This window comes from Actinokineospora sp. NBRC 105648 (assembly GCF_030269645.1).
Classification (GTDB): Bacteria; Actinomycetota; Actinomycetes; order Mycobacteriales; family Pseudonocardiaceae; genus Actinokineospora.
In genome coordinates, this window is the sequence record NZ_BSTR01000057.1 from 21,819 (window position 1) to 33,474 (window position 11,656).

General features: G+C 70.9%; 13 protein-coding genes. All 13 read right to left on the bottom strand.

What is annotated here, in order from left to right:
* Positions 1-173: 173 nt before the first annotated feature.
* Positions 174-1,217 (bottom strand): fatty acid desaturase family protein, encoded by a 1,044-nt coding sequence (locus QSK30_RS31910; protein WP_285508637.1) that lies wholly within the window; start codon positions 1,215-1,217, stop codon positions 174-176.
* A gap of 562 nt (positions 1,218-1,779) precedes the next feature.
* A complete protein-coding gene (locus QSK30_RS31915) occupies positions 1,780-2,043 on the bottom strand; it encodes a hypothetical protein (RefSeq protein ID WP_285508639.1) in 264 nt (87 codons plus the stop codon).
* A gap of 181 nt (positions 2,044-2,224) precedes the next feature.
* Positions 2,225-3,064, bottom strand: coding sequence for an enoyl-CoA hydratase (locus QSK30_RS31920; protein ID WP_285508641.1), 840 nt, complete (start codon positions 3,062-3,064; stop codon positions 2,225-2,227).
* Position 3,065: 1 nt separating this feature from the next.
* A complete protein-coding gene (locus tag QSK30_RS31925; RefSeq protein ID WP_285508643.1) occupies positions 3,066-4,043 on the bottom strand; it encodes an acyl-CoA dehydrogenase family protein in 978 nt (325 codons plus the stop codon).
* 4 nt (positions 4,044-4,047) lie between these two features.
* Positions 4,048-5,181, bottom strand: coding sequence for an acyl-CoA dehydrogenase family protein (locus QSK30_RS31930; protein WP_285508645.1), 1,134 nt, complete (start codon positions 5,179-5,181; stop codon positions 4,048-4,050).
* Position 5,182: 1 nt separating this feature from the next.
* Positions 5,183-6,382: an acyl-CoA dehydrogenase family protein gene (locus tag QSK30_RS31935; protein ID WP_285508647.1), complete on the bottom strand. Its 1,200-nt coding sequence runs from the start codon at positions 6,380-6,382 to the stop codon at positions 5,183-5,185.
* Between the two features lie 2 nt (positions 6,383-6,384).
* Positions 6,385-7,332: an NADPH:quinone oxidoreductase family protein gene (locus QSK30_RS31940; protein WP_285508649.1), complete on the bottom strand. Its 948-nt coding sequence runs from the start codon at positions 7,330-7,332 to the stop codon at positions 6,385-6,387.
* A complete protein-coding gene (locus QSK30_RS31945; RefSeq protein WP_285508651.1) occupies positions 7,329-8,102 on the bottom strand; it encodes an enoyl-CoA hydratase family protein in 774 nt (257 codons plus the stop codon). Before QSK30_RS31945 ends, QSK30_RS31940 begins: the two co-directional genes overlap by 4 nt.
* A complete protein-coding gene (locus QSK30_RS31950) occupies positions 8,092-8,496 on the bottom strand; it encodes a MaoC/PaaZ C-terminal domain-containing protein (protein ID WP_285508653.1) in 405 nt (134 codons plus the stop codon). The genes QSK30_RS31945 and QSK30_RS31950 overlap by 11 nt, the downstream gene beginning before the upstream one ends.
* Complete coding sequence (locus QSK30_RS31955; protein WP_285508655.1) at positions 8,493-8,933, bottom strand: FAS1-like dehydratase domain-containing protein; 441 nt, start codon at positions 8,931-8,933, stop codon at positions 8,493-8,495. Before QSK30_RS31955 ends, QSK30_RS31950 begins: the two co-directional genes overlap by 4 nt.
* A gap of 11 nt (positions 8,934-8,944) precedes the next feature.
* Positions 8,945-9,724, bottom strand: a complete 780-nt coding sequence (locus tag QSK30_RS31960; protein WP_285508657.1) for an SDR family oxidoreductase — start codon at positions 9,722-9,724, stop codon at positions 8,945-8,947.
* Positions 9,717-10,592, bottom strand: coding sequence for an SDR family oxidoreductase (locus QSK30_RS31965; protein WP_285508658.1), 876 nt, complete (start codon positions 10,590-10,592; stop codon positions 9,717-9,719). The genes QSK30_RS31960 and QSK30_RS31965 overlap by 8 nt, the downstream gene beginning before the upstream one ends.
* A 1-nt stretch (position 10,593) precedes the next feature.
* A complete protein-coding gene (locus QSK30_RS31970) occupies positions 10,594-11,655 on the bottom strand; it encodes an NAD(P)H-dependent flavin oxidoreductase (RefSeq protein ID WP_502871918.1) in 1,062 nt (353 codons plus the stop codon).
* Position 11,656: the final 1 nt, after the last annotated feature.

An 11,656-nucleotide genomic window follows, 5' to 3' on the forward strand; every position in this document is an offset into this window, starting at 1 on the left:
TACTGCACCTGGACTCGGAAGGGGGCACACCGGCGCCCGAAGACGCCCGCCCGACTGCGGCTGCCCCGTGGCGTTCGACCTGGTGGCGGGCTCACGGACCGCGTCCGGCACCACGCTGACCAGGGCGTTCGGGGTATCGCGCGGCGTGGCCGCGCTCCCCTCTGACGAGACCTCTAGCGGGCGTCCGCCGCGCGCAGTTCGGCACCGGCGTCGTGCAGGTGGCTGAGCACCTGGGCGTAAGAGGTGCGGATGTTGCACTTGACGTAGCGGATGTCGTGACGCGCGCAGAAGTCCTCGACGATCGGCTGCGCGCGGCGCAGGTTAGCCCGCGGCATGTGCGGGTAGAGGTGGTGCTCGATCTGGTAGTTCAGGCCACCGAAGAGGCCGTCGACCCAGCGCCCGCCGACGATGTCGCGCGAGGTCAGGACCTGCTTGCGCAGGTGGTCGAGGCGGTCCTCGGCCGTCAGGATCGGCATGCCCTTGTGGTTCGGGGCGAACGAGCAGCCGAGGTAGACCCCCATGATGGCCTGGTGCACGACCATGAACGCGACCGCCTGCAGCGGGGAGAGCACGAGGAACAGCGCGGTCACCATGGCGGCGGTGGGCACGGTCAGCAGCACGGCCTCGAGCACCGGGCGCTTGATCTCGCGCTTCCACGCCGACTGGAAGCCGGAGATGCGCAGCAGGACCGCTTCGAGGGTGAGCAGCGGGAAGAACAGGTAGGCCTGGCGCTTGGTAATCCAGCGGTTCACGCCCGTCTTGTCGACCGCCTGCTCACGGCTGAACGCCAGCGCGGGGATCTCGATGTCCGGGTCGTGGTCCTCGGTGTTGGGGTTGGCGTGGTGCCGGTTGTGCTTGCCGACCCACCACTGGTAGCTGATCCCGGTGACCGCGCCGTTGAGGTAGCCGACGACGTCGTTGCGGGTGTGCGAGCGGAAGATCTGCCGGTGGCCCGCGTCGTGGCCCATGAAGGCGAACTGCGTGAACACCAGCGCCAGGAACGCCGCGACGAACATCTGCCACCACGACTCGCCCAGGTACGCGAAGGCCGCCCCGCCCGCCAGCAGCGCCAGCACGTTGCCCGCGTTGCGCAGCGCGTAGTAGCCGTAGCGCCTGCCCAACAGGCCCGCGTCCTTCAGCTCCTTGGTCAGCCTCCCGAAGTCGCTCCCGCGCCGCACATCGGCCGAGGGTGGTTCGAAGGTGTCCACTGACGTCATCAGTTCCTGCTTCCAGAGCGACGTGGCGCACCTGCGCCCGCGGGATGAACAACGGGCGCCAGTTCGTGGCGGCCGGGAGAGCCGAGTTGACGGTAGAGGCGGCGGTCAGACAGCAGCCCTCGGCGGCGTGGCGGTGCGACGACGCCGGAATGTCTGTCTGACCAGTAGCCTCGCACGACGACGAGCCGGCCGCTGGCCGCGACTCCGTGGAGCCGCACCCAGCCGCCAGGCCCCGAACGATACGGGCAGCGAGGTGAACGGCCTACACATCCGGGGCACCGCTCACGCACCGTGATGTGCTTGGCGGTGAGCGTCACCGTACCCAATCGCGCACCCAGCGTCACACCCGGCTGGCACGGTGTGCGAGTGCGACTCGGCCGAGCGCTTGGTTGTCCGCCGCCACGCGTCCACAAAGGAGAGTCAGAGCGGCGCTCGGGCCGGGCCGCCGACCGGGGGCCGACGACCCGGCCCGGTCTGCCGGCACGGAATCGGGTTGAGTCGCATCGAGTCAGGTTTGCTCAGGTGGGCTCGGCGGCTCGACCGGCCCGGGGACGGGCGTCGGCTATCGGATGTCGGCGAGCACGTAGAAGTACCAGCCGGGGCCCCGGCTGCCGCCGCGCGGCTCCGAGGTGAAGTAGCCGCACGGCCAGGTCTGGAACTCCGGCGGGCTGCGGAACGCGGTGGAGTCCGCGTCGCAGCTGACCTGGTCGGGGTACGGGCCGAGGAAGTAGTGCGCCCACCACGGGTCGGCGTTCGCCGTGCTCGGGGTGGCGATCAGACCGAAGGCGAGCAGCAGGGCCGATAAGGCGGCGCTAGATCTTCTCATGGTGTCCCTCCCGTGATCGAACTGCCGAGAACGATCACATGAGGAATGCTCAGCCCGCCATCAGGATCACCCCGATGTACCAGCGGGTTCGCCGATGGCCCTGGGCGGTCCGGCCAACTGGCCGAGTGCACAGTGTCACCGGACCGGCAAGCGGCCCCACCCGGGCCACGCGCGGTGGCGCTCAGTCCGGGTCGGCGGCGGCCTTCATGGACTTGGCGGTCTGGCCCGCGAGGGCGTCGGCGCCGACCTCGGCGTTGTGCGCGTGCGCGGTGTGGTGCAGCCCGAAGACCGAGTCCATCCCCGCTCGCAGGCCCATCAGGTCCTCGGCCTGGTTGACCGCTCGCTTGGTCAGCGCCAGGCCGAGCCTCGGCATCGCCGCGATCTTGCCCGCCAGCGCCAGGGTCTCGGTCTCCAGGTCGGCCCGCGGCACGACGCGGTTGACCATCCCGAGGGCGGCGGCGCGCTGGGCGTCCACGCGGTCGCCGGTGAACAGGAACTCCTTGGCGAAGCGGGGACCCATCACCCACGGGTGGGCGAAGTACTCGACACCGGGGATTCCCATGCGCACCACGGGATCGGCGAAGAACGCGTCGTCGGCGGCGACGACCAGGTCGCAGCACCAGGCCAGCATCAGCCCACCGGCGACGCACGCGCCCTGGACCATCGCGATCGTCGGCTTCGGCAGTTCCCGCCAGCGCCTGCACATCCCCAAGTACACTTCGGACTCGCGCGCGAACCGGCCCTCCGCACCGGGCTTTCCGACGTGGTCCCACCACAGGCCCGCCCGGCGGTCGAACGAGGTGTCGACGTCGCGCTCGGGCGTGCCGATGTCGTGCCCGGCCGAGAAGTGCTCCCCCGCGCCCGCCAGCACGATGACCTTGACCTCGTCGTCGGCGGCCGCCCGGTAGAAGGCGTCGTCGAGGGCGTAGGTCATGGCGGAGTTCTGGGCGTTGCGGTACCGCGGCCGGTTCATCCGCACGACGGCGATCCCGCCCGCCTGCTCGTAGTCGACGACGCTCACGTCAGGACTCCCTTTCCGTCGAGAGCAACTCCCGGGCCACCGCGGCGCGGTGCCACCCCGCCGAACCCCACTCGGCGGCCAACGCCCAGGCGCGCTTGGCGTAGAGGTGCAGGTCGTACTCCGTGGTGTAAGCGATCGCGCCGTGGCACTGGATGGCGGCGCGGGCCACCGTGGCCGCGGCGTCCGAGGCCAACGCCTTGGCCGTCGACACCGCCCTGGCCCGGTCGGGTTCGCCCGCCGCGAGGGCGTAGCCCGCCCGGGCGACCGCGGGCTCGGCGAACTCCAGCGCCAGCAGGGCCGTGGCCAGGTGGTGCTTCACGGCTTGGAAACTCCCGATCGGCACCCCGAACTGCTTGCGGGCGGCGACGTACGCCACGGTGAGGTCGAGCATGCGCCGGCACAGACCGATCAGTTGGGCAGCCGCGCCGAGAACACCGCGCAGCCACGCCGTGGCCACGACCTCGGGATCGTCCACTGTGGCCAGTACCGGTCCAGCGGTGACGCGCAGCAGGTCGGCGGCCGGGTCCACCGCAGCCACCGAGGCCCCACCGCTCGCGGCGGTCACCTGGATCGTACCGGTACCGGCGAAACCGCCGGTGAGCACCAGGTCGACGTTGTGGCCATAGTGGACAGTGCCACGCGCGTCCGGGTCGGCACCGCAGAACCGGTCCCCGGTCAGGTCAGCCACCGCCAGCACACCGGGGGCGAACGCGAAGGTGTCGACGACCGGCAGCGGCACGGCGGCCCAGCCGGTCTCGATCATCATGCCGACCAGGTAGTTCTCGTCCAAGCCCAGACCGCCCGCCGCCTCCGGGACCAGCAGGCCCGGTGCACCCAGTTCGATCAGGCCCGCCCGCAGCGTGGCGACCTCAGCCGAGTCGGGGGCCGCCCGCACGACAGCGGGCGGGCACAGCTCCCGCACCAGGTCGCGCACGACGGCGCGCAGGTCGGACTGCTCGGCGGTGGGGGCGAAGCGCACGCGGTCACCTCCTCGGCAGGCCGAGCACACGCTCGGCGATGATGTTGCGCTGGATCTCGTTGGTACCCGCGTAGATCGGGCCTGCCAGGGAGAACAGGAAGCCGCGGCTCCACGGTCCATCCTCCTGGCCCGCAGGACCCAGCAGTTCCAGCGCGGTCTCGTGCAGGTCGATGTCCAATTCGGACCAGTACACCTTGTTCAGGCTCGACCGCGCGCCCACCGACCGGCCGTCGACGATGTCGGTGACCTGCGCCAGGGTGAACAACTGGTACGCCTGGGCCCGCATCCACACGTCCGCGACTCGGTCGGCCAACCCGCCGGTGGCGCCCTTGCGGCGGGCCAGCTCGACCAACCGATCGGCGGCTTGCAGGAACCGACCGGGCGAGCGCAGGGTCAGGCCGCGCTCGGATCCGGTGGTGGCCATGGCCACCTTCCAGCCCTCGTGCACGCCGCCGAGGACAGCGTTGTCTGGCACGAAAGCGTTTTCGAAGAACACCTCGGCGAAGCCCTCGTCGCCGTCGAGCCGCTCGAAGCCGCGCACCGTCACGCCCTCGGTGTCCAGCGGGACGAGGAAGTAGGTCAACCCGTGGTGGCGCTCGGCGTCCGGGTCGGTGCGGAAGAGTCCGAAGAGGTGGGTGCAGAACGCGCCCCGGGTGGTCCACGTCTTCTGGCCGGTCAACCGCCAACCGCCTGCCGCGTCGTCACGCACCGCCCGGCTGCGGATGCCCGCGAGGTCGCTGCCCGCACCGGGTTCCGACCAGCCCTGGCACCAGAGGTCCTCGGCCGCCGCCATCCTGGGCAGCAGCGTGTCACGCTGTTCGTCGGTGCCGAAGTCGAACAGCGTCGGTGCCAGCAGGAAGATCCCGTTCTGGGTGACCCGCTGCGGCGCGCCCGCCCGGTAGTACTCCTCCTCGAAGATCAGCCACTCCCACAGCGAGGCACCGCGGCCGCCGTAGGTGACCGGCCAGGACACCACCGACCAGCCCGCCGCGAACAGCTCGCGCTCCCAGCCCAGGTGGGCGGCGAACCCGGCGCGGGTGTCGCCGGAGGGCAACGGCTCTGCGGGCACGTGTTCGGTCAGCCAGGCCCGGGCCTCGGCGCGGAAGTCCTGCTCGGTGTCGCTCCAGGTCAGGTCCACCTCAACCCGCCTTCAGGTGTCGGCGGAGCTCTTGCCGCGCAACGGTTCGGATGTGCACCTCGTCCGGACCGTCGGCGATACCCAGGATCCGCGCGCTAGCCCACATCCGCGCGATCGGGAAGTCGTCGGTGACCCCACCGCCGCCGTGCGCCTGGATGGCGCGGTCGAGCACCGACCGGGCCACCCGGGGCGCGATCACCTTGATGGCGGCGATCTCGGTGGCCGCGCCCTTGGCACCGACCTGGTCGATCAGCCACGCGGTCTTGAGCACCAGCAACCGGGCCTGCTCGATCTCCATCCGGGACTCGGCGATCCAGGTGCGGATGACGCCCTGGTCCGAGAGCGGGCCGCCGAACGCCTCGCGCGCGGCCACCCGTCGGACCATCAGCTCGAGACCCCGTTCGGCCATGCCCAGGGTGCGCATCGCGTGGTGCACGCGGCCGGGGCCGAGTCGGGCCTGGGCGATCGCGAAGCCCTCCCCCGGTCCGCCCAGCAGGTTGGCGGCGGGCACGCGGACGCCGGTGAACCGGATCTCGCCGTGTCCGTGCTGGTCGTGGTAGCCGAACAGCGGAAGCGATCGGATGATCTCCACGCCCGGGGTGTCGACCGGGACCAAGACCATCGACTGCTGCCGGTGCGGCTCGGCGTCCGGGTCGGTGCGGCCCATGACGATGAGCAGCTCGCAGCGTGGGTCGGCGGCACCAGTGGTCCACCACTTGTGGCCGTCGACGACGTAGGAGTCGCCCTCGCGGACGATCGAGGTGGTGATGTTGCGGGCGTCGGACGACGCTACACCGGGCTCGGTCATCGCGAACCCGGACCGGATTCGCCCGTCCAGCAGCGGTTCCAGCCACCGGGTGCGCTGCTCGTCGGTGCCGAAGAGGTGGAGCAGCTCCATGTTGCCGGTGTCGGGCGCGGAGCAGTTCAGCGCCTCGGGGGCGATGTAGGGCGACCGGCCGGTGAGTTCGGCGAGGTAAGCGTAGTCCAAGTTGGACAGACCGGAGATGTCTGGCAAGAAAAGGTTCCACAGACCGAGCGCCCGGGCCTTGGCCTTCAACTCCTCGACGACCGGCGGGAGCACGTGGCTGCCGGGCGGCAGTTGGGCGGCGTACACCGGCTCGGCCGGGTAGACGTGCTCGGCCATGAAGGTACCGAGCACCTCCAGCAGCTCTCGGGCGCGCGGGCCCGGTCCCAGGTCCATGGTCACTCCCCCGTCCTCAGCACGGTCTTGCCCAACGCGCCCCGGTTCAGGACCAGGTCCAGCGCGGTCGCGGCGTCCGCCAACGGATAGCTCGCCCCGATGTGCGGCTTGAGCACGCCCGCGCCGCACCACGCCACGACCTGAGCCATGTTCGCCCGGTCGGCCTCCGGATTGCGCTTCGCCCACTCGCCCCACAGGACGCCGAGCAGGGCGGCTTCCTTGAGCAACAGGCGGTTCAGGCCGATCTTGGGGATCGTCCCGGACGCGTAGCCGACGGTCAGGTAGCGCCCGCCCCAGGCCAGGGCCCGCACGGCGACCTCGGCGGCTTCCCCGCCCACCGGGTCGTACACGACGTCGTAGACACCCTCGCGGATCCGGTCGTAGTCGATCAGCTCGTGCGCGCCGTGGTCGGCGCAGAGCCGCAGCTTCTCCGGACTCGACGCGGCCGCGGTCACCTTCGCGCCCAGCGCCGCACCGATCTGCACAGCCGTCAGGCCGACCCCGCCTGCGGCTCCGAGCACCAGCAAGGACTCTCCTGGCTCGAGCCGGGCACGGTCGACGAGACCGTGGTACGAGGTGCCGTAGACGACCGGAAGCACTGCGGCGTCGGCGAAATCCATCGTGTCCGGGATCGGGTACACCCGCGCGGCAGGCACCACGACTTGCTCGGCGTACCCACCGATGCCGCAGAACACCGCCACCCGCGCACCCGGTTGGAGGTCAACACCAGCACCAACCGCCTTGACGACGCCCGCGGCTTCGCACCCCGGTACGAACGGCAGTTCCGGTTTGGTCTGGTAGCGCCCGGCGACCATGAGCCCGTCCGGGAAGTTCACCCCGGCCGCACGCACGTCGATCAGCACCTCACCGGGACCGGCCACCAGGTCGGGCAGCTCGGTGCGGACCAGGGTCTCCGGGCCGCCCAGTGCACGGCACTGCATCGCCCTCATGAGCGGCCGAACTCGTCGCGGACGCGGTCGGCCACACCGGAGAGGTTGAGCTCGAAGGTGAAGCCCTGCTCGAACCGGTAGCTGCGGTTGACGTCCCACAGGTCGATGCCGTTGAGCGAGGCCTTGGCCGCCCGGATCACCGCCGGGTCCTTGGCGGCGATCTCGTGGGCCAGCGCGAACGCCGCGGACCGGAGTTCGGCGGGCGGCACCACGGCGTGGACCGAGCCGTAGCCGTGCAGCTCGGCGGCGGTGGCGGTCGCCGAGGTGTAGACCATGGCGCGCATCCGGTGCTGCGGAACGAGACGGGACAGGTGGGTCGCTGCGCCGAGCGCGCCCCGGTCGACCTCGGGCAACCCGAAGGTGGCGTCCTCGGCCGCGATGATCACGTCGGCGTTGCCGACCAGTCCGATGCCGCCACCGAGGCAGAACCCGTTCACCGCGGCGATCACCGGGACCGGGCACTCGTAGACGGCTTTGAAGGCCGCGTAGCAACCCCGGTTGGCGCCGAGCAGGGCGGTGAAACCCTCGGTGCGCTGCATCTCCTTGATGTCCACGCCCGCGTTGAAACCCCGGCCGGTCGCCCGCAGCACCACCACCCGCACGTCCGCGTCGGCCCCCGCGGAGTTCAGCGCGTCGGCGAGGGCAAACCATCCCGCCACCGGCAACGCGTTGACCGGCGGATTGTCCATGACGACCTCGGCCACGCCGTTGTCGTGCACAGAGAGGGTGACCAGCTCGGACTCGGCGGGCGGGAACTGCTCATTCGACATGGTCGCCCTCCAGGACGAACGTGGACCAGACGGTGACGGCGGTGCCGCCGGTCTGGCGCAGACAGGTCAGCTCGACGTCCACCCGGGCCTCACCGTCCTCTGTGTACTCTTTGACGACTTTGCCCTGACAGGTCAACGTGTCACCGGGCCACACCTGCTCTAGGAAGCGGATGCGGAACGATCGGACGTTCTCGGCGCCGAGCCACCGGGTGGCATAGGTGCCGAGGAGGCTCGCCTGCCACATGCCGACCGCGAACGGCGTGGGGAACCCGGCGGCCCGGGCAAACTCCTCGTCGTGGTGGATCGGGTTCATGTCGCCAGAGGCACCTTGGTAGCGCACGAAGTCCGTGCGGGTGACCGGGCCGACGGTCCACGGTTCGGGGGCGGTGGTCATGAGTCCTCCGCCGGGGGCCGGGCGGTCTCCACGCCGGTCAGCTTCGCGCGGGCGACCAGACGACCGGTCTCGTCGTGGAAGTCGGTGTACATCACCGCGAAGGTCAGCTCACCGCCACGCCTGCCCTGCTTGGTGTAAACCTCACCGATGCGGGACTGCCCGGTCAGCCGGGTGCCCGCGCGCGGCGGCGGGCCGAAGAACGTGTACTCCTGCTCGGCGTGCAACCCCCGCTGCTGGTCCAGTTCCACGGCGGGCCAGGGGTTCGACTCGTCGGTCTGCCAGAAGAACGCGGTGGTCAAGAAGGTCGGCTGGGCGAACGGGTGCTCGTCCGCGGGCGGCTCCGCGCCGGTGGCGATCGCGAACTCGCGGATCTTCCCGCGCTCGACGTCCATTCGGAACGGTTCACCCGCGGTGCCGACCGCGTCGGGGTTTGCCATCGGCTCCTCCGCTAGGGGTGCTGGCTGCTGACGGACACGACCTCGCCGGTCATGTAGGACGAGTAGTCACTGGCCAGGAACACGATCACGTTGGCCACCTCCCAGGGCTGGGCGGCGCGGCCGAAGGCCTCGCGCGCGGACAGCTCGGCGAGCAGGTCGTCGCTGGTGACCTTGGCCAGGTGCGCGTGCATCGCGATGCTGGGCGAGACCGCGTTGACCCGGATGCCGTGCTCGGCGACGTCCATCGCCGAGCAGCGGGTCAACGCCATCACACCAGCCTTGGCCGCCGCGTAGTGCGCTTGGCCCGCCTGCGCGCGCCAGCCGATCACCGAGGCGTTGTTGACGATCACGCCGCGCCCGGCCGGGATCATGTGCCGCAGTACCGAACGGGTGGCCTTGAAGGTGGCGGTGAGAGTGACCGCGAGCACGGTGTCCCACTGCTCGTCGGTCATCTCGGCCACGCTCGCCGTGCCGCCCAGGCCCGCGTTGTTGACCAGCACGTCGATGCCGCCGTGCGCCTCGGCCACCGCGTCCATCAGACTGTCCACCTGGGACTGGTCGGTGACGTCGCAGGGGACCGCCAGCGGGCGGGTCCCGGTCAGTTCGGCGATCTTGTCGGCCGCCTCGCCGAGCCTGCGCTCGTGCCGGTCGCTGATCGCGACCCGGGCGCCCTCCTCGGCGCAGCGGCGCGCGGTGGCGTAGCCGATTCCGGTGCCCGCGGCGGCGGTGACCAGCACCGATCGGCCCGCCAGCAAACCGTGGGCCGGTCCAGCCCAGTCCTTTTCAGACACGGGAACGCAGCTCCTGGTCGAGTTCGGCGACGGTCCAGCGGGTGCCCTTGTCCACGGTCCAGCCGTAGGACCAGCCGCTGAACTGGCGGACCTCGCCGCCCTTGACGTAGAACACCGCGCCGGTCGCGGGGCAGCCCGCGGTGAGCAGCCAGGCGACCATCGGGGAGACGTTGCCGGGGTGGTAGGTGTCGAAGGCGTCCGGGTCGGCGGGCTTGGCGACCAAGTCGGCGACGCCGGGCACGTCCTCGGTCATCCGGGTGCGGGCGACCGGGGTGATCGCGTTGACCCGAACACCGTAGCGGCCGAGCTCTTGGGCCAGGATCACGCTCAGCGCGGCGATCCCGGCCTTGGCGGCGCCGTAGTTGGTCTGGCCGATCGCGCCCAGCAGGCCCGAGGTGGACGAGACGTTGACCACCGACGCGCTGGGCTGCCTGCCCGCCTTGGACTCGCCGCGCCAGTGCTCGGCGAAGAGCCGGGTCGGGGCGAAGGTGGCGCGCAGCTGGCCGGCGATCACCGCGTCCCAGTCCTCTTCGGACATGTTGACGAACATCCGGTCGCGCAGGATGCCCGCGTTGTTGACCAACCCGTGCACCGCACCGAACTCCGAGAGCGTCAGGTCCAGCAACTCCTGCGCCCCGGGCACAGTGGTCACATCAGCAGTGCTCACCACGGCTTTGCCGCCACGGGCGAGGATCTCGTCGGCCACCGCCTGAGCGACAGCCGGGTCCACGCCGCGTCCGTCGGGAGCGGCGCCGGTGTCGTTGACGACCACCCGGGCGCCCTCGTCGGCGGCGAGCAACGCGTGTTCACGGCCGATGCCGCGACCAGCTCCGGTGACGACCACTACCCGGTCGGCGAGTGCGTCCACGTCATTCCTCCACAGTAGACAGTTGGTCGAGCACCGTGGTGGCCTGCTTGACGACCCGGTCGAGCAGCTCGGCACAGGTCGGCAGGTCCTCGATCAGGCCGACCACCTGCCCGGTCGCCATCACGCCGACGTCGGTGCGACCCTCGAGCAGCGCGGAGCGGTAGAGCATCGGCGCGTTCGCGGCCATCACGACCTGGCTCCAGCTCAGGTCTTGGCCCTTGCGCATGGCCAGGCCCTCGCGGACCAGGTCACCCCACGAGGTGCCGGAGATCTTGCGGAACGCCACGGCGTTGCGGGCGGCGCGCAGCACCCTGCCCGCCGCGTTGGACTTCTCCAGCTGGTCGACGGTGCCCGCGCGCAGGACCCGCTGCGGCACACCGTCCACTTCGGTCGTCAGCACGGTGTCGGCGACCGTCTTGGCCAGGTAGAACTCCTTGACCTCCTGGTCCACCGGCGACTCGGCGGTGAGCAGGAACCTGGTCCCCATCGCGATCCCGTCGGCACCGTAGGCCAGCGCGGCGACCAGCCCGCGGCCGTCGAAGAACCCACCTGCGCCGATGACGACCGTGCCAGTGCCGCCCACAGCGTCGACGACCTGCGGGAGCAGCAGGCTGGTCGGCACGCCACCGGTGTGGCCGCCGCCCTCGCCCCCCTGCACGATCACCGCGTCGACGCCCCAGGCGGCGACCTTCTCGGCGTGCCTGCGCGCGCCGATCGAGCACACCACGACCAGTCCGGCGTCCTTGCACCTGGCGATCAGCGCTTCCTTGGGCGCCAAGGCGAACGAGACGACCTTGACCCCGGCGCTGACGAGCAGGTCGATCCGGCGCTCGACATCGAGCTGGTCGGCGCGGATGTTCACGCCGAACGGCGCGGCGGTGCCCTTCTTGATCCGGTCGACCTCGGTGACGAGCTCGTCGTAGGTGAGCAGCCCGGCGGACAGGATGCCGAGTCCGCCCGCCCGCGCGGTCGCCGTGGTCAGGCCCGCGTCGGAGACGTAGCCCATCCCGGTCTGCACGATCGGGTACCGGACACCGAAGAGGTCACAAGCCTTGGTGTGCAAC

Bases quoted from the DNA above. Each gene is read 5' to 3' on its own strand.
- QSK30_RS31910 (WP_285508637.1), bottom strand. From the start codon at position 1,217: ATGACGTCAGTGGACACCTTCGAACCACCCTCGGCCGATGTGCGGCGC.
- QSK30_RS31915 (WP_285508639.1), bottom strand. From the start codon at position 2,043: ATGAGAAGATCTAGCGCCGCCTTATCGGCCCTGCTGCTCGCCTTCGGT.
- QSK30_RS31935 (WP_285508647.1), bottom strand. From the start codon at position 6,382: ATGGACCTGGGACCGGGCCCGCGCGCCCGAGAGCTGCTGGAGGTGCTC.
- QSK30_RS31940 (WP_285508649.1), bottom strand. From the start codon at position 7,332: ATGAGGGCGATGCAGTGCCGTGCACTGGGCGGCCCGGAGACCCTGGTC.
- QSK30_RS31945 (WP_285508651.1), bottom strand. From the start codon at position 8,102: ATGTCGAATGAGCAGTTCCCGCCCGCCGAGTCCGAGCTGGTCACCCTC.
- QSK30_RS31950 (WP_285508653.1), bottom strand. From the start codon at position 8,496: ATGACCACCGCCCCCGAACCGTGGACCGTCGGCCCGGTCACCCGCACG.
- QSK30_RS31955 (WP_285508655.1), bottom strand. From the start codon at position 8,933: ATGGCAAACCCCGACGCGGTCGGCACCGCGGGTGAACCGTTCCGAATG.